This is a genomic window from Streptomyces sp. NPDC037126 (assembly GCF_055605965.1).
Genome location: NZ_JBVJTD010000017.1, coordinates 45374 through 61959 on the forward strand (window position 1 = coordinate 45374; position 16586 = coordinate 61959).

Below are 16586 nucleotides of genomic sequence, written 5' to 3' on the forward strand. Positions count from 1 at the left end.
CCGGGCGGTCAGTTCAAGCCGCGGCGATCGGCATGCGGTGCTCCACGGAAGGGAATCCTGGCGGCAGCGGTGTCATCCGCGCGTGCGCCACGGGCACTTGATTTCCCGCACGTCCCCGGATCCTGGGCCGCATCGATTTCCGCTTGGAGTTCGATCGCGTGGACGATGCTCCCGTTCAGCGTCCTGCGGATGATGGGATCGGTGATTCTCCACGCCGTCATGGCCTCGTCCGGCGAGAGCGTCGCCGCGTTCGGTACCCGTCGTGGTGAATGAGGCCCCCGCTGCTCGGGAATGAGACCGCTCTCCACCAGAATCCCCCGGTGATCAAGGTTGAGGACCGTCGCCCACGTCGTCAATTGCGAGGGCAGCGGCAAGGTTTTGCCGTCCAGTGTCCGGCTGACCGTGGTCAGACTCAGACCGGTCACGGCCGCCAGCTGCGCCCGGCCGCCCTGCCGCCGGCGCACGTCGTATCCGGCTGCCGTCGCAGCTCTCGTAAGATACGCGCCGACCCGCTGCGCCTGAGCCTGGCGTTTGGCCCGGTTTTCGTGGGGGGAATCTTTCGCACTCCGCATGGTCGGAGGGTAGCGCGCAGGCAAGTTGTCGCATGCTAGTTGCACGCGTGCACCTCCGCAGGTCAAAACCTAGATCGGCATTTCTGCAGGCCACATCCCGAATCTCGCATCTGTGTGCGAATCAAAATACCCTTGCGTCACTCCCCCTTGGCAACTTGCATATGTTGCGCGCGTGTGGGTTAGCCACACGTGCTGCACGTTGCTGAGGGGGTCTTTTGACCATGCTTCGCCTCCATATGGCCACGCTCCTGGTAAAGGCCAGGGAGCTCGGTGACGAAAGCGTCGCCGACATGGCGCAGCGCACCGGCATCAGCAGGTCGACGCTTCACCGGCTCGCGACCGGAACGAAACAGCCGAGCCTGGCCACACTCTGGACGCTGCGCGACGCCTACAGTGTCCGGCTCGACGCGCTCGTCTACGACGACCCGCAGACGATGCAGCGCAGCAGCCTTCCGCAACGGCAGCGTGTGCCCGCCCAGGACCGGCACCGCTTGCGGCACGGGGAGGCGGACCGGCACGCGGCCGGCTGAGAACCGGCCCGACCCCGTCCCCAAGGCCGCGGCCCTCAGGCGGCCTTGGCGCCACCGCACCACTTCTGCCCGCAGTCCCACCTCACTTCTGTCCACGCACGACCGGGAGCACCCTTGACCACTCACGCTCACGACGGCGCCCTCGACGGCGGCGTCACGGGGGAACTGTCCCTCATCACCCGTGCCCAGCAGGGCGATCGCGAGGCGTTCGCCGAGCTGTATCTCATGCACCACGGCCTCATCGCCACGCTCATCGCCCAGCGCGTCAGATCGAACACCGCCCTGGCCGAGGACCTCACGGCGGACGTCTTCATGAAGGCATGGGCCAAGATCACCACTTTCACCTGGAACGGTACGTCCATCCGCGCCTGGCTGTGCGCCATCGCACGCAACGTCGTCGCCGATCACTTCAAGACCGCCACGACACGCAACCTCACCTTCGTCGACCACATCACCCAGGTGGGAGATGCCTGGGCCCCCACGGTGAGCAACCCCGAGGACACCGTCCTGTCCTCGCTCGAACTCGACGACCTGCATCACGCCCTGTCCGAGATCACCCCCCGCCAACAGGTCGTCATCCGGCTGCGGTTCCTGGGGGAGATGTCCGTCCACGAGACCGCCCGCACCATGGGCACCACCGACGGCGCCGTCAAAACGCTCCAGTGGCGCGCGCTCGACTCCCTGCGCAAGGCCTACGTGGGAGCCGTGGCATGACCATCGCCTACGGCAAGGGCACGGACGTCGAGCAGGAACTCGCCACCCGGCTCAGCGAACTCGCCCGCGCCTTCATCGCCGATCTCAACGCACAGGGCCGACTCGTGGGCCCCGGCGGGGCCGACACCCTCAGACGACTCGGGGAACAGAACCGGCCGCAGCACAGCCCGCCGGACGCCGAACCCCCCGACGCCGAGGCCACGGGGGCCGCCGCGCATCCCGCACCGGGCGCCTCGGCCCTGTGGCAGGCGATCATCGCGCCCCGCACCGGCGAGGAGGCACCCGGCGCACCCGGGACGCCCCGCCCGCTGCACATCCTCGACGTGTCCGAGCCCTGCTCCACGAGCGCGAACCTGCTCGACGCGTGCGACACCCCGCCCGCCGCACCCGACCCGGCCGACCCGGAGCGTGCCCGGCAGGCCGCCGCACCCGGACCGGTCACCGGGCGGAGCACCGGCGCCCGGGAACCGCACCCGGCCGACGGGGACCAGACGCAGCCCCCGGCCGCCGTCACGGCGGCCAGGCTGCGGGCCGAGAACGCGGGCCGGCTCGAGGTCACACAGATCACCTCGGATCACGAAAGCGTCAGCGTCCACATCCACGCCATGTCGCTGGGCGACTGGGAGTACTGGCTGACCGCGATCGGTGCGCCCCTGGACGCGCCGACCCACCAGAGCGGTTGGGTCCAGACCGCCACCGGGCACCTCGCCGGGGTGGAGGTCCGCCTCACCGCGGACGTCGTGCCCCGCCTCCTGGAGGAGGCGGCGCAGAGGGCCACCGACCCCTTCTGCCTGGGCGGCCGCATCTACGACCTCGCCCTCGGCCACACCGACCGCCTCGGCCAGACCTGGCACTACCACGGCCGGCGCCAAGAGGACGACACGCCCCTTCTCACGCTGGGCGGTACCAGTGGTCCGCCCTATTCGCTCACCTCCATCGTGATGGCCAACGGCCCCCTCACCCCCGCCGCCGCGAACCCCGACACCTGCTGAGCGCGCGTCACACCGCCGGCCGTCCTCACGCGCGAGCGCAGCACGGCGGACGACGGCCGCCCAGGCCGCAGGATGCCACCCCCGCCTACCGGCAGGGCAGTTGCCGTGCACGCTGCGGCCGCGCCGGTCCCGCCACCGCAACACCGGGGCAGAAGCGCCGACTTCGGCCGGGAGAACACGTCAACGGCGACGGCTCCACACGAATGCGGCCTACGGCGGCGCGTCGGCGAAGGCGAGGGCCCGGACCCACCGCAAGGCAGGTGCGCGGAACGGCCAGGGCCCTCGCCGACCGGCACGACCGCCTCGCCCAGAGCTGAACCGCCTGGCGTTGCACGCCGCGTACCCCTTCGCCGCCGGGAGACTGGTCATCGATGCGGCCCGGCACGAGGGAGCCGGCTGCTGCCGGCGTCGCCGGTGAACTGCCCCAGCCGACATCGCGATCGCGCGCCGAGCCCCCGCACACAACCGACGACCAACCTCCGGGGCAACCAGGCCCATTGACGCGCAGGCAAGCTGCCGACGCACCGGCCCGCGCCGTTCTGGAGCGAGATCTCCGGACCGCATCGAACCCGGCCGTCAGGGCGACGGGAAGCATCGAGATCGGGCAGCCCGACGCCGGCTCCGGCGGCCCACAACTCCCGCTCGTCCTCGATCCCGGCAGCGGCCCGCGGCCCGGACGGCTTTGGCCGTACGCCGACGCCACCGACCGCGACCAGGACGCCGAGCCGGGATCGGCTGCCCGCGCCCGGCGCCGGGCCCCCCGACGACGGCCGCACCGCCGAGAACCGGCGGACCCCGGCGGGCCCCGGCCGACCAGGACGGCAACGACTTCTGCCTCCTGCACGCCGGCTCCGGCCCGCCTCCGTGATCACAAGTGAGGCGCCGCCGAGCCGCTCGGCCGTGCGCGTGCGGCCGGGGACCCGCCCGTCCGTCGCCACCCCGGCCTGCGCCAGGGCCATGCCTTGTCCGTCGAGGAGCGGTCACGGCTGCCGCGCCGCCGGGCATGGGCGTGGAGCCGGCCATTGACTGGGGGGGAACCGAGCAGGGGGCGGCTACGGCCCTGCGCCGAAGGACAGGGCGCGGGTGGAGGTGCGGTTCGCGGTACGGGACTTGCGGACTTGCCCTGGCGGATGCGCTCATTGCCCACGGTGCCGGCTCAGCCGGTCCGCAGGTGTCGACCGTGACGCGCAGTCGGACGGCAGCCTAGCGCAGGGCGCCGGTGGAAAAGAAGGTGCAGAACGCCCCGGCGGCAGGACCGTTAGACTCATTGACAGACGGTCACTCCCTCTCTCCACAGGAAGAACCGGCGTGCCCAACACACTGCAGGAAATGATCAAGCACAAGTTGGACCAGCACGGCTGGTCCTACAGCGATGTAGCGCGCCGCGGTGGCATCTCCCGTTCGACGGTCCATCATCTGGCGACGTCGGCGCGGCTGGCGCAGATGCCCCAGCAGACCACTCTGGAGGGCTTGGCCAAGGGACTGGGCATCCCGGTGGCGCCGGTGCAGCGGGCCGCCGCCGAGGCCGCGGGCGTCAACCTGTACCTCGAGGACACACCCGAGGCCGCGGATCCCGAGGTGGCGATCCTCATCGCGAGCGTGCACAAGCTGAGCCCGACGGACCGCCGGCATGTGGCCGTCCTCGTCGAGTCGTTGCTCCAGGCGGACGGCACCCAGTAGAAAAGGCGGGCGTCCCGGTCGTACGCGGGAATCCGTCAACTCGTAAGCGGCAGCGGTGGAAGCGTGCGCGCCGTGTTGATCTGAAGGCTTGAGCAAATACAGCCCGCTGCAGCTGGGGATTGGCGGCCGAACTCCCGCACAGGGCAATCCTCCTCCTTCAGGAGGGGGAGGAAGTCAACCAGTCGATGACGGCGTGCACGGTGGCGCAATCGAGTTCCGCCAGTTGGAAGATGGCCTGGACGTCGGCGGCGGCGAGGGGAACGCACACCCGCTCCAGGGCGCCGTACAGCCGCAGTCGGTGGGCGTGGGCGGTGGAGGTGTCCTGCCCCGCGTGGATGCCGGGCCGGGTGCCGCCGGGGGCGGGCAGAGGTGGCGTCGTTTCCAATGGGTCCGCCTTGGTGTGGGTGGGCTGGCTGGTCCGGCGGCTCAGGCCTGCCGGGCGAAGCGGTCGAGGGTCTCCCTGAGCCGGTCCTCCAGGGAGTGTGTGTCCGGCCAGGAGGACGGGCCGTGCAGTTCGCGGTGGACGGTGTCCCAGAAGACCCCGACGACCGCGTGGTCGTACCGGTCCGCCGCCCTTCCGCCGCTGGGCGCGCATTCGAGCACGCCGGCCCGCTCGGTGAAGGTGCAGGCCAGCAGGCTCTCGTACGCGGTCCCGGCCGCCGGTTCGGCGTGGGCGGCGCGGGTGATGGCCGCCATGAGGGCGTGGTGGACGAGGGTGCGGTCCGCTGTCGTGGCGGTGCTCCAGCCGATCGGGCAGCGGGATGCGGTGTCGAGGACGACGGCCGTGTACAGGGGACCCTGGAGCGTGGTGAAGGCGAGGACGTCGACGGTCCAGCGCCGGCTGGGCGTGCGGGCGCTGTCCTGCGGGGCCCGTTCGTGCAGCCGTCCCGCTCTGCCGCGGATCCCGGCCGCCTTCATGATGACCTCGACGGTGGTGTGGCTGACGTCGATGCCGTAGCGGTGGCCGAGTTCCTGCCTCACCCTGCGGTAGCCGTAGGCGGAGCGGGACTCCTGGTGGATGTCGAGGATCAGACGGGTCAGCCAGGCGCGGCGCAGTGCTCGCGGGGAGGGGGTGCGTGCGCGCCAGGCGTAGTACCCGGACTCCGAGACGTTGAGGAGAACGGCGATCCTGCGTGCCGGAAATCCCTGCGACGCCATGTGGTGGATCACCTCGTAACGTCTTTTGGGGGCATCATCTGCCGCAGCGTGGCGATGAGTTCGCGGCACAGGAGGACTTCCTGCTCCAGTTCGCCGATGCGGGTGCGGGCCTGTGCCAGGTCCGACCCGGACGCACGGGAGCGCCGCCAGCGGTAGACGGTCTGCGGGGAGACGCCCAGTCGCCGCGCCACTTCCTTCGCCGGGTGCCCTTCCAGGGCCAGTTGCTCCGCGCGGGTGCGCAGTGCCGCGGGGTGAGGACTGCTCACGGGATCCCACTCGTTCGTTCCGCTGCCGGAGGACGGGTGAAAAGGGCCTGAGCGGGGGCCGGTTCACATCCTGGCGTCCGCCGGTGGATGCCGCCGGGCGCTCGTGGACCGACTTGCGCCAGGACGTGACATCCCCCAACTGCCGGAGGGCCGCAGGGGCACGCCCGGGGGCCTGCCCCTGCGCCAAGGGCCGTGCTACTGGCGGACGCTGATGGCCTGGGAGGCCTGTGACTGGGCCGTCGCGAACGGCGAGGACTGGTTCACCGCCATCGACTCGTTGTGGGCGTCCACGTGCGCGATCTTCTTCGAGACGGTCGTCATCTTGGCGAAGCTGAACGAGAGCTTGCCCAGCGCCTCGCGGCCGGGCAGCAGTTCGGCGGTCTCGGCCTCGAGCCAGTCGTTGTTCATCAAGAAGCCTTTCATGAGTGAAGGGATGTACGCGAAACAGGAGTTGGGCCAGGCGGCAGCGGACCAACCGCTGCCGCCGGCCGTGCTCCACCCCCGGTCGGCGCCACCCGCACCGGCCACTGCAGGAGCCGTGGACCGGGTGCGACGGCGCCGCACGGATCCGGACGGAGGCTGTCGCCCATGGGTGGACGGGCCATCGGGAACGCGCAGGTGGGCGCCAACCCCGTCGTCCGAAGTCTCTGGACGATTCGTCCGGAGAGCGTGGACGGTAGCCGAAAGGGAACGGTCAGTGCAAACCGTCTATTTCCGACATCCGTTCAGAAGTGTGTGTCTGTTTCATTCCCGGCCCCTGGCCCTCAACTGCACGCCCCACGCCGCACGTTGCGGCCGTCGTCCCCGGCCGGCGGCGCGCACAGGTACGGGGAGCGGCACCGGTCCCCGCCGGGAGCTGCCCCACGCGACCCTCGCGTCTGCGCGGCCGCCGAGCGCCCGGCGGAAGGCGACACGCAAGGAGTCCGGCGTGGCCTTTCGCCCGCGGCCGGCCGGCAGGCGTCTTTCGACGAGAAATGCACTCCATAAAAGTCGGGTCGGCACCGAAAGTCGACTCACCGGCTTCGCCGTCAGGTCGCCGCGCATTTTCTCGTCACGTGACTCCGAAAAACGCGGGGCATTTCAGAGGGTGTATTCACACGGCCGGTCTCAACCCGTCGCACACCCGCCAACTGATTTGACCAACCGGGAAGTTCACCTGGTCGGGTGCCCCTCGCCGGGCGCGGCACAGATGTCCACGAAGAGGCATGGCATTGCCCCTGAGCTGCCGTTTCTGATGTCTCGCCCGGCGCACCGGTGAATTACCGGGGATCCGGCCCGTAATGAATTGCGAGTCATTTGATGTAGCGTCAGGCTCAGCACCAGGGCGAAACCGGCCCTGATGTTTGAAAGGAGATCAGGTGAAGACCATTGCTAAGGCAGTAGCGGGCGCGCTTTTGGCGGCCGGCGCTGTCATGGCCCCTCTCTCGATGGAGGCGGCCGCTGCCCCGGCGGCGACCTCTGTGACGGCGGTGGCGCCCTCGTTCCACGGCAACCACCACGCCTACGGGTACCGCCACAGCGGTGACTGGCGGCGGTACTGCGACAACGACCGCTACGACGGCTGGCGTTACCGCAACCACTGCCGCGGCGACCGCTACTCCAGCTGGGACCAGTACAGGTACGGCGACCACCACCGTGTCTCCTACTGGGACTGCGACTGACGTCGTCAGCCCGGACGACATCAGCGCCGCCCGCTGTCAGGGAACCCTGACGGCGGGCGGCCGTCGTTGTGCCAGGGTGCCGTCCCCGCGGCGGCGCGGCGTCACCGCTGCTGCGACCACCGGCGCAGCACCGTGCCCGTCCGTCCGGCCGCCTTCGCCGCAGGCTGGGGGACGACTCCAAGGCTGAAGTACGGGGGCAGGAACCACAGCAGTTGCTTCGCCGGTGCCGGACTTCGACCCGGACACCGCCCTGCGCCAGGCTCTGGTCCTGTTCTGGGAGCGCGGCTACGAGGGGACATCGCTCAACGACCTGGCCGAGGCCATGGGGATCGCCTCGGCCAGCATCTGTGCCTGCTGCGGAAGCAAGGAGAACCTGTTCCGCCAGGTCATGGTGCTCTACGGGACGACCTCGGGTGAGTCGCCCCGGCGCGCGCTGCGCGAACAGCCGACCGCGCGCCCGGCGATCGAGGCCATGCTGCGCGCCACCGCCGACGAGATCACCCGCCCGGACACGCCGACGGGCTGCATGCTCATCCTGACCGCGCTGACCGGCCCGGTGGACAACCAGGGGGTTCGGGAGTTCCTTGCCGAACTGCGGCGCGACATGCACGCCACCATCAAGGACCGCCTCGCCCGCGGAATCACCGAGGGCGACCTCACCGCGCTCCCCGCCCGCCTCGACGCCGTCGCGCGCTACTGCACCACCGTGGTCGCCGGCCTGTCCGACCAGGCCCGCGACGGCGCCACCCGCGCCGAGCTGGGAGAGGTCATCATCTGCGCGACGGCCGCGTGGGACACCCTCGTCGCCGCGCCGCCCGCCTCCGGGCCGTCGGCGAAGTCCTCACCGCCCGACGCGTCCCGCCCGGTACCGCCCGGGTCGACGTCCGCACCCGTGAGTGCGGCCTGACCGCCCGCGCGACTGCCTCGCCACCGCTGAGACGCCAGGCCAGGGCCACCGGATCGGCCAGGCACCAGGAACGGCCGGACAAGGCGCGCTCGGAGGATCCGGCGCCGCCGGAGCCCCGGGAAGGCCCGGCACGGCCCGGACGCGATCACGGCGGTCGTCACCGGGCGGCCGAGGGGCCGAGCGGCTGACGCGGGTGGCCGTCACGGGCCCAGCAGCGGCGGCAGCTCCTCACTGACCAGTTCGATGTTCCGGGCGGTCAGGTCGTCCGGCATGCCGGCGATGCTCGCCCAGAAGATCAGGTGCTCCACCGGCAGCCCCTCGACCGTCTCCTTGATCTGGACGGCGGCTTCCGCGGGGGTGAGGATCTTCAGGGCCCCCCAGGGGGCGTTGGAGGTCCGGTTGCGGAACTCGTCGGGGTGGATGATCGGCGGCCGGGGCTTGTCGGTGCCCTCCACGGACGACTGCCGGTAGCTGTTCATCTGGTGGGCGAGGCAGGGCGCGACACGTGCCCAGGCCTCCTCCGGGTCGTCGGCGAGGATGATCGGCAGCAGGCCGGAGACCCGGGCGGTCGCCGGGTCGTGGCCGCCCTCGACCAGTCCCTCGCGGTAGTGCGCGAACAGCTCGTGGGAGATGTGCAGCAGCCCGATGCCGAGCCGGCCGGCGATCCGCGCGCCGCGGGGTCCGTAGAAGCCGCCCCACAGCGGAACGGGGTCCTGGATCGGGCCCGGGGTGACGCCGCCCTCCTCCCACAGCCGGCGGACCTCGCGGATGTGCTCCTCGGTCCGCCGGAAGCGCCGCGTGAAGTCGGCGCCCATCAGGTCGTATTCGGGAACCCGGTAGCCGGCGCCCATGCCCAGTTCGAGGCGTCCGCCGCTCAGGAGGTCGACGATCGCCGCCTCCTCCGCGAGCTGGGCGGGCTTGCGCAGCGCGGGCAGCACCACCGAGGTGCCGATCCGGGCGCGGCGGGTGCGGGCCGCCGCGGCGGCGGCGAAGGTCAGCGGCTGCGGCAGATAGCCGTCCTCGAAGAGGTGGTGCTCGGTGAACCACAGCCCGCCCGCGCCCCGCCGGTCCGCCTCCTCGCAGAATTCCAGGCTCCGCGCATAGTGGTCGGCCCAGGGCCGCTTCCAGCCCTCCGGGTTCCGCAGGTCGAAGAGAAGTCCTACATCCATGGTGAAGTCCCCATTCGTGGAGTGAGTTCGACGGGCCGTGGCAGCGTGGACTCCGGGCGCCCCGGCACCGGTGCGGCGGGCGTCAAAGGTGCGGCGTGCGTCAGAGGGGACACGTCGAGCGTCCTCCTCGCACCGCCGAGGAAAGGGAGAGCCCGGCACCTCCGGCCGGAGGTGCCGGGCTCACCGGGATTTCCGCGGTACGCGATTCCCCGGGTCAGGCCTCGCAGAGGCCCTCGACGGCGATCTTCTCGAAGATGTGGGCGTACGACACGATGTCGTCGGGGACCTCGGCGGACATGGCCTGGAACTGCGGGTTGCCGAGCGCCTTGGCGAGGGCCTCGGTCGACTCCCAGATCGCGACGTTCATGAACAGCTGGCTCCCCGCCGTGCCCTGGTGCATCTGCAGGGAGACGAAGCCCGGCTGCGCCTTCATGAACTCGGCCTGCTTCTTCCAGTGGGCCAGGAACGACTCGGACCTGTCCTTGGGGACGACGAAGGTGTTGGCCAGGACGATGGGCCCGGTCTTCTCCCTGAACTGGGCGAACATCGGAGTGGTCGGGTCCAGGTTCTCCAGCTTGGCCATTTCTGACTCTTTCTCTCGATCTTGATTTACCGACGCTCCGTCAGGCCGCGCGTATGCCTTGCGCGAAGCTGAAGAGGCCGTTCGGGTCGTAGCTGTTCTTGGTCTTCACCAGCCGCGGATAGTTCTCGGCGTAATAGGAGGTCTTCCAATCCGTGAGGTCCGGGTCGATGAAGTTCTGGTAGGACTCGCCCGAGGAGAGCGGGTCGACGGCCGCGAAGCCCGCGTCGACCCAGGCCTTCGCGGCGGTCCGGAGCTCGTCGGTGACCGGCCCCTGCGCCATGAAGCCCTGGAAGTTCACGGAGAAGCGGCTGTCGCGGTGCACGAACGCCGTCGCGGTGCGGTCCGGGTCCTGGGCGGCGCCGTCGATCGGCAGCACCTGGAGCCCGTGCGTCTGGCCGCCGGACACCCGCTCGTCGTCGAAGAGCGCCAGGATGCGCGCCCAGCCGTCCCGCGGCACGGCAGCACGGATCAGGCGGCTGCGCTCCAGCGCGAACGCGGTCCGGGGAAGCTGTCCGCGCGGGAAGGCGCCCGACCGGTGGCATTCCGCGGTGGTCTTCTCCGCGCAGCCGAAGATCCCCGTCATCAGGTCACGGTAGGGCAGCACCGAAGTCTGCCGCGAGGACGGCTTTCCGGCCAGGGAGTCCAACCGGGCCAGCTCCGCGTCGAGTTCGGCCGGGGTCCCGGTGGAGACCACGATGATCGACGGGGTCGGGACATGGCCCGGTGCCGCGTCGGCGAGGGTGACCACCGCCGCCGAGCCGATGGTGCGGGGGCAGTCGGCCAGCCAGCGGGCGTAGCCGTCGAGCATGTCGAGCGCCCGGTCGTAGGTGTAGCCGAGGTGCGCCGTGGCCACCTGCGACAGGGCGGTCGGCGTCAGCGTGTAGGACGTGACGATGCCGAAGTTGCCGCCTCCACCCCCGCGCAGCGCCCAGAACAGGTCCGGGTGCTCCTGTGCGGAGGCCGTGACGATCTGTCCGTTCGCCAGCACCACCGTCGCGGAGGTCAGCGCGTCGCAGGCCATGCCGAGCGTCCGGGTGAGGAACCCCAGCCCGCCGCCGTGGACGAACCCGCCGGCGGCGACGGTCGCACACGCGCCGCCGGTGACGGCCAGACCCGAGTCGGCCAGCGTGTTCAGCACGTCGACGTTCTGTGCGCCCGGACCCAGCGTCACCGAACCGCCGCCGACCCGCACCGAGTCCAGCCGGGAGACGTCCACCACCAGGCCGGTGCCGGTGGAGTACCCCGCGGCGCTGTGGCCGCCGCTGCGCACCGCCGGAGTCAGCCCGTTCTGCTGTGCGAAGGCGAGGCACAGCGCCGCGTCGCGCGCGTCGGCGCAGTAGGCGACGGCCTGCGGGGCGATGGCGTCGAACTGCATCAGGTCCAGCTGCCTGGCGATCGCGTACCGGGCATCGGAGGGGAGCACCAGGTCCCCGGTCAGGTGCCCGGCCAGCCGGCTCCAGGCGACGGCGCCCAGACCCCGGGCACGGGCGGCGGGGGCCGCCGCCCCGGCGGCCCCCGCCACACCGGCCCCGAGCAGCGCCCGACGGGTGATCACGAGGGGACCCCCGCGGTGCGGTCCGGGGTCCCGGCTGCGGGCGGGCCGCTGACGCCGGCGTCCAGGCCGCCGAGCCGGGAGGCCAGCAGCTCGCGCACCGCCCGGTGGCCGAGGAGTTCCCCGAACAGGGAGCGCACCGGCTCGATCTCCGGGGCGCCGAGCATGAGGAGCGCCTGGGCGTCGATGATCGCCATGGCACGGCGGCCGGCCCGATGCCGCTCCTCGTGGTAGGAGTCCAGCAGCCCGGCCGGCGCGCCGCCCGCGACCTCGGCGGCGAGCTTCCAGCCCAGGTCGAAGGCGTCCTGCAGGCCCAGGTTGATGGCCTGTCCGCCGACCGGCAGATGGCGGTGGGCGGCGTCCCCGGCCAGCAGCACCCGCCCCCGGCGGTAGTGCGCGGCCTGGCGGCTGACATCGCCGAAGGCGTTCACCCACACCGGGGTGCCGCCGCTGATGTCCTCCCCGGTCACCCGCGACCACGCGGCCGCGACCTCGTCGAAGCCGGGCGCGGCGGTGCGCGCGACGGGTGCGCGCCCGTACTCGTGCACCATGACCCGGGTCAGTCCCTGCCGGGTCGCGGCGACCGCGAAGCCACGGGGCAGCCGCTGGAAGCGGCGGTCGGGGATGTCCACCCCGCGCACGTCGCAGCGCAGCAGCTCGCGGCGGGCGTCCCGGCCGGGGAACTCGAAGCCGGCCAGGGCACCGACGGTGCTCTCCTCGCCGTCGCAGCCGACCACGTAGTCGGCGGTCAGCCGCACCCGCCGCCCGGAGCCGCGCCCGGCACGCACGACGGCGTCGACGGTCACGCCGTCCGCGGCCGGATGCAGGGCGCAGACCTCGTGCTCGCGCCGGACGTCCGCGCCGAGCTCGCGCGCCCGGTCGCCGAGCAGTGCCTCGACCCGCGCCTGCGGCACCTTCCACTGGCCCGCGAAGGGGGAGGGCTGGCCGTCCAGGTCGAGGGGCAGACCACCGAAGTGTCCCCGGGGTTCGCGGGGCACGGTGCCGAGCGGCGCCAGCAGTCCGCGCTCGTCCAGGAGTTCCATGGTGCGGGCGTCCAGGGTGGTGGCCCTGGACTCCGTCGTCGGCGCGGCCAGCCGCTCCAGCACCGTCACCTCGGCCCCGCCGACGCGCAGTTCACCGGCGAGCGCCAGCCCGACGGGCCCGGCACCGACGAGGATGACCCGACCGCTCATGTCAGCACCGGCCTTCGGTGTGGTCCCCGGCGTGCCCCAGGGGGGAGCCCGTCCGGTACGGCTCCGGGTCCCCGGGCTCCGGGCCGCTGCCGGCCGTCGCCACCGGGGACCGGAACGCGCCCGCATCGAGGAGGCCGATCCCGCGCGCCGCGGTGCGGCCGTCGCCCGGCAGCTCGTTCATCGGGCGTTCCAGTGGTAGAAGCGCTGTGCCATCGCGTCGGCGGGCGAGCGCCAGGTGGCCGGGTCGTAGGCGTCGATGAACGGCTTCAGGTCGGCGCTGACGTTCACGAAGAGCGGGTGGGTCTTGGCCTCCTCGATGGCCGCACCGCCGTCGTCGGAGTCGAAGTCCTGGAGGTGGAAGTACAGGCCGCGATAGCTGAACAGCTGACGGCGGCGGGTGCCCATCAGCCCCGGCATCTCGGTGCCGTCGAACTCCTCGAAGATGCGGGAGACCTCGCCCTGCGACGCGGGGTCCATACGAGCAACGATCAAGGTGCTGTGCATCGGTCTCTCCTCATTCGAAGGCGGTTACTGACGGGAGGTCGCCAGGCGACTCGTCCCGAACCAGCGGTGCAGCGCGTCGGGCAGCGGCCCGCATCCGGGGTCCGCCCAGGCGACATGGCCGTCGGGGCGCAGCAGCACGGCGGACGTCCCGGCCAGCAGGCACCCCTGCGGGAGGTGGTGCGGGGCCGCCGTCACCACGTCGACCCGGTCGGCCCAGGGTTCGGCGGCGCGGCGCAGCTCCGGGTCGTCCGCCAGGTCCAGCAGCACGCCGCGGCCGCTGCTCAGGGCCGCGATGGTGGTCGTCGGCCCGGACGCTGCGCGCAGGTCCCGCCTGGGGACGCGGGCACCGAGCAGCGGATGCGTGCCGGGGCCGACGTCGTAGCGGATGTCGAGACCGCTGACCATCCCGGCCAGGTGGCGGCGGACCTCGGGAAGCTCCATCAGGTCCGCGACCACCTCGCGCAGCGGCTCGACCTCCGACCCGGACAGGAAGAGCACGCCCTGGGCCAGCGTGTTGAGCAGCAGCCGGGCGCCGACGGGATGGCGTTCGGCGTGGTAGGAGTCGAGCAGATCCGGCGGCGCCGACCCGCGTACCACCGCGGCGAGCTTCCAGCCGAGGTTGACGGCGTCCTGCACGCCGACGCTCAGGCCCTGGCCGCCCACCGGGAGATGGGTGTGGGCGGCGTCGCCGGCCAGCAGCACCGAACCCCGCCGGTATTCGGTGACCTGGCGCGTCGCATCGCCGAAGGAGCTGATCCAGTGGGCGGTGCCGCCACGCATGTCCTCCCCCGTCAGGCGCTGCCAGGCGTCCGCCACCTCGGCGAACTTTGGGGGCCGGGTGCGCCGCCGGGGCGGGACGCCGTGCTCGACGACGATGATGCGGTCGACACCGCCGCCGAGCGGGGTGGCCATCACCATGCCGGTCGGCAGCCGCTCACCGATCGGACGCGGCCTGAGCGCGCATCCGCCGATGTCGGCGACGAACATCTCGCGGGTCGACGGCGTCCCGGGGAACTCGAAGCCGGCGGCACCGCGCACAAAACTGTGTCCGCCGTCGCAGCCGACCAGGTAGCGGCAGCGCAGCAGGCGCGGCCCGCCGGGGGTCTCGACCTCGACGCGCACGCTGTCACCGTCGTCGTGCAGGCCGACCACGGTCCAGCCGCGCCGGACGTCGGCGCCGAGCTCCGCCGCCCGCTCCCCGAGCACCCGCTCGGTGGTGGCCTGCGGGATGCTCCGCGCCCCGAAGTGGGCGTCCATCAGGACGCTGTAGTCCAGCGGCAGTCCGCCGAAGTGCCCCGAGGTGCTGATCCCCAGGTCGCCGAAGCGGGGCAGCAGCCCGCGCTGGTCGAACAGCTCCACCGCGCGGGCGGTGAAGCCCAGGCTCCGCGACTCCTCCGACGGCTTCTCGAGCCGGTCCAGGACCAGGGCCTCGACGCCGCCGAGGCGCAGTTCCGCGGCCAGCACGAGCCCCGCGGGGCCCGCGCCGACGATGATCACCGGAGCGTCCATGGGGCCTCCTTGGCAGGCGGGAACCGCGGCAGGCAGCCGCGGACAGAAAAGGCGGGTGTGGGCAGACGATGCGCGGCGGAGAATTACCGAAGGACAGCGCTCGTGAGAGGAATTCGAAGACATCGGGCTCGCCGCCCTGCTGCGAATTACCGTGCCACCGGGCCTGTCGCGATGTCAACTCCTCATTTCTTTCAGCTAGTTCTCTACCGCGCCTCCATTTCGCCTCCAGTGCGCCACCACCGCCACCGGGCATCCTGTGGGCCCTCACCGCGGAATGCGCGCAATCTTATTTCTTCCATTCCTTCCCTTTCTTCTGTTCCTCGCCCGCCGCTATTCGAATACAAGAAAACACGAAGAGCACCACCACACCAGAGGAGGCCCGGTGACCCGTCCGACCCCCTTCCCCCAGGACCGCACCTGCCCCTATGAACCACCCGCCGGCTACCAGTCCCTGCGGCAGGAGGGCCCGCTGGCCCGCGTCACGCTCTACGACGGCACCACCGCGTGGGCGGTGACCGGCCACGCCGAGGCCCGCAAGCTGCTCGGCGACCCGCGGCTGTCGGCCGACCGGCGCAAGCCCGGCTTCCCCATGACGAGCCATGTGCTGACGGCGCTGCGCCACCTGCCCCCCTTGCTGTTCAACGCGGACGAACCGGAGCACGGCCGGCAGCGCCGGATGCTGATCCCCGGATTCGGCGTGCCGCGCATCAGGGCGCTGCGCCCCCGGATCCAGCAGATCGTCGACGAACTGCTGGACGCGATGGTCGAGCAGGGCCCGCCCGCCGAACTGGTCTCGTCGTTCGCGCTGCCCGTGCCGTCGATGGCGATCAGCCTGCTGCTCGGGGTGCCGTACGAGGACCACACGTCCTTCGAGGAACTGTCGCGGCTGGTCATGCGCGGGTCCGGGCCGGAGGAGTCCGCGGCCGCACGGGGCAAGATGCTGGGCTACCTGGAGGGGCTTCTCCTCGACAAGGAGCGGCACCAGCGTCAGGGGACCGAACCCGGCCCGCATTCCGGGCTGCTGGACGAACTCGTGCGGGACCGGCTGCTCACCGGCCAGACGGATCGCGAGGAGATAGCCAGGCTGGCGTTCAACCTGCTGGTGGCCGGCCACGAGACCACCACCAACATGATCTCGCTCGGGACGCTGCTGCTCCTGGAGCGCCCGGACCAACTGGCCGCGCTGCGCGTCGATCCGGGCCTGCTGCCGCAGACGGTCGATGAGCTGATGCGCCATCTGTCGGTCGTGGACGAGTTGTTGCGGGTGGCCACCGAGGACATTCCCTGCGGCGCCCAGGTGATCCGGGCGGGCGAGGGCGTGGTCTTCAACACCTCGATGATCAACCGGGACGAGGGCCACTTCCCGGAGCCGGACGCGCTGCGCCCGGACCGCGGCGGGCAGCACCATCTGGCGTTCGGTTTCGGGGTGCACCAGTGCCTGGGGCAGAACCTGGCGCGGCTGGAACTCGAGGTGGCGCTCGGAACCCTGTTCCGGCGGCTGCCTGGGCTGCGGTCGGCCGTCGATGTGGAAGAGCTGCCGATCAAGCCGGGGGACACCATCCAGGGCCTGATCGAGTTCCCGGTCACATGGTGACG

Annotated in this window: 19 protein-coding genes; 7 read left to right on the forward strand and 12 right to left on the reverse strand. The window is 71.6% G+C overall.

What is annotated here, in order from left to right:
• Positions 1-8 precede the first annotated feature (8 nt).
• Complete coding sequence (locus ACZ7FF_RS31175; protein ID WP_470816299.1) at positions 9-572, reverse strand: transcriptional regulator; 564 nt, start codon at positions 570-572, stop codon at positions 9-11.
• 236 nt (positions 573-808) lie between these two features.
• On the opposite strand from ACZ7FF_RS31175, the gene ACZ7FF_RS31180 reads away from it, so the two are divergent.
• From ACZ7FF_RS31180 to ACZ7FF_RS31195, 4 genes are all read left to right on the forward strand, one after another.
• Positions 809-1102 carry a helix-turn-helix domain-containing protein gene (locus ACZ7FF_RS31180; RefSeq protein WP_470816300.1) on the forward strand — a complete coding sequence of 98 codons (294 nt, stop codon included), beginning with the start codon at positions 809-811 and terminating at the stop codon, positions 1100-1102.
• 114 nt (positions 1103-1216) lie between these two features.
• Positions 1217-1816: a sigma-70 family RNA polymerase sigma factor gene (locus ACZ7FF_RS31185; protein ID WP_470816302.1), complete on the forward strand. Its 600-nt coding sequence runs from the start codon at positions 1217-1219 to the stop codon at positions 1814-1816.
• Complete coding sequence (locus tag ACZ7FF_RS31190) at positions 1813-2808, forward strand: BN159_2729 family protein (protein ID WP_470816304.1); 996 nt, start codon at positions 1813-1815, stop codon at positions 2806-2808. Before ACZ7FF_RS31185 ends, ACZ7FF_RS31190 begins: the two co-directional genes overlap by 4 nt.
• 1308 nt (positions 2809-4116) lie before the next feature.
• The gene (locus ACZ7FF_RS31195; protein ID WP_470816305.1) at positions 4117-4488 is read left to right on the forward strand and encodes a helix-turn-helix domain-containing protein; all 372 of its coding nucleotides are present in this window, start codon (positions 4117-4119) and stop codon (positions 4486-4488) included.
• Positions 4489-4645: 157 nt separating this feature from the next.
• Here ACZ7FF_RS31195 and ACZ7FF_RS31200 read toward each other — a convergent pair whose 3' ends face one another.
• The 4 genes from ACZ7FF_RS31200 to ACZ7FF_RS31215 form a co-directional block, all read right to left on the reverse strand.
• Positions 4646-4873 carry a hypothetical protein gene (locus tag ACZ7FF_RS31200; RefSeq protein WP_470816308.1) on the reverse strand — a complete coding sequence of 76 codons (228 nt, stop codon included), beginning with the start codon at positions 4871-4873 and terminating at the stop codon, positions 4646-4648.
• Between the two features lie 41 nt (positions 4874-4914).
• A complete protein-coding gene (locus ACZ7FF_RS31205) occupies positions 4915-5646 on the reverse strand; it encodes an IS3 family transposase (RefSeq protein WP_470816309.1) in 732 nt (243 codons plus the stop codon).
• Between the two features lie 8 nt (positions 5647-5654).
• Complete coding sequence (locus ACZ7FF_RS31210; protein WP_470816311.1) at positions 5655-5912, reverse strand: helix-turn-helix domain-containing protein; 258 nt, start codon at positions 5910-5912, stop codon at positions 5655-5657.
• 195 nt (positions 5913-6107) lie between these two features.
• Positions 6108-6335, reverse strand: coding sequence for a hypothetical protein (locus ACZ7FF_RS31215; protein ID WP_470816313.1), 228 nt, complete (start codon positions 6333-6335; stop codon positions 6108-6110).
• Between the two features lie 935 nt (positions 6336-7270).
• Between ACZ7FF_RS31215 and ACZ7FF_RS31220 the strand changes: the two genes are divergently transcribed.
• Positions 7271-7573, forward strand: coding sequence for a hypothetical protein (locus ACZ7FF_RS31220; protein ID WP_470816315.1), 303 nt, complete (start codon positions 7271-7273; stop codon positions 7571-7573).
• Between the two features lie 223 nt (positions 7574-7796).
• Positions 7797-8480, forward strand: a complete 684-nt coding sequence (locus tag ACZ7FF_RS31225) for a TetR/AcrR family transcriptional regulator (protein ID WP_470816316.1) — start codon at positions 7797-7799, stop codon at positions 8478-8480.
• Positions 8481-8680: 200 nt separating this feature from the next.
• Here the strand turns inward: ACZ7FF_RS31225 and ACZ7FF_RS31230 are convergent, their stop codons facing one another.
• The 7 genes from ACZ7FF_RS31230 to ACZ7FF_RS31260 all read right to left on the reverse strand — a co-directional run bounded on the left by ACZ7FF_RS31230 (position 8681) and on the right by ACZ7FF_RS31260 (position 14990).
• Positions 8681-9649 carry an LLM class flavin-dependent oxidoreductase gene (locus ACZ7FF_RS31230; protein WP_470816317.1) on the reverse strand — a complete coding sequence of 323 codons (969 nt, stop codon included), beginning with the start codon at positions 9647-9649 and terminating at the stop codon, positions 8681-8683.
• Positions 9650-9863: 214 nt separating this feature from the next.
• The gene (locus ACZ7FF_RS31235; protein WP_470816318.1) at positions 9864-10232 is read right to left on the reverse strand and encodes an antibiotic biosynthesis monooxygenase family protein; all 369 of its coding nucleotides are present in this window, start codon (positions 10230-10232) and stop codon (positions 9864-9866) included.
• 40 nt (positions 10233-10272) lie between these two features.
• On the reverse strand, positions 10273-11787 hold the full coding sequence (locus ACZ7FF_RS31240; RefSeq protein ID WP_470816320.1) for an FAD-binding oxidoreductase: 1515 nt from the start codon (positions 11785-11787) through the stop codon (positions 10273-10275).
• Positions 11784-12977 (reverse strand): FAD-dependent monooxygenase, encoded by a 1194-nt coding sequence (locus ACZ7FF_RS31245; RefSeq protein WP_470816321.1) that lies wholly within the window; start codon positions 12975-12977, stop codon positions 11784-11786. The genes ACZ7FF_RS31240 and ACZ7FF_RS31245 overlap by 4 nt, the downstream gene beginning before the upstream one ends.
• A gap of 1 nt (position 12978) precedes the next feature.
• Positions 12979-13158, reverse strand: coding sequence for a hypothetical protein (locus tag ACZ7FF_RS31250; protein WP_470816322.1), 180 nt, complete (start codon positions 13156-13158; stop codon positions 12979-12981).
• Positions 13155-13481, reverse strand: coding sequence for a TcmI family type II polyketide cyclase (locus ACZ7FF_RS31255; protein ID WP_470816323.1), 327 nt, complete (start codon positions 13479-13481; stop codon positions 13155-13157). Before ACZ7FF_RS31255 ends, ACZ7FF_RS31250 begins: the two co-directional genes overlap by 4 nt.
• Positions 13482-13505: 24 nt before the next feature.
• Positions 13506-14990 carry an FAD-dependent monooxygenase gene (locus ACZ7FF_RS31260; RefSeq protein ID WP_470816325.1) on the reverse strand — a complete coding sequence of 495 codons (1485 nt, stop codon included), beginning with the start codon at positions 14988-14990 and terminating at the stop codon, positions 13506-13508.
• A gap of 382 nt (positions 14991-15372) precedes the next feature.
• Between ACZ7FF_RS31260 and ACZ7FF_RS31265 the strand changes: the two genes are divergently transcribed.
• The gene (locus ACZ7FF_RS31265) at positions 15373-16584 is read left to right on the forward strand and encodes a cytochrome P450 (RefSeq protein WP_470816326.1); all 1212 of its coding nucleotides are present in this window, start codon (positions 15373-15375) and stop codon (positions 16582-16584) included.
• Positions 16585-16586 lie beyond the last annotated feature (2 nt).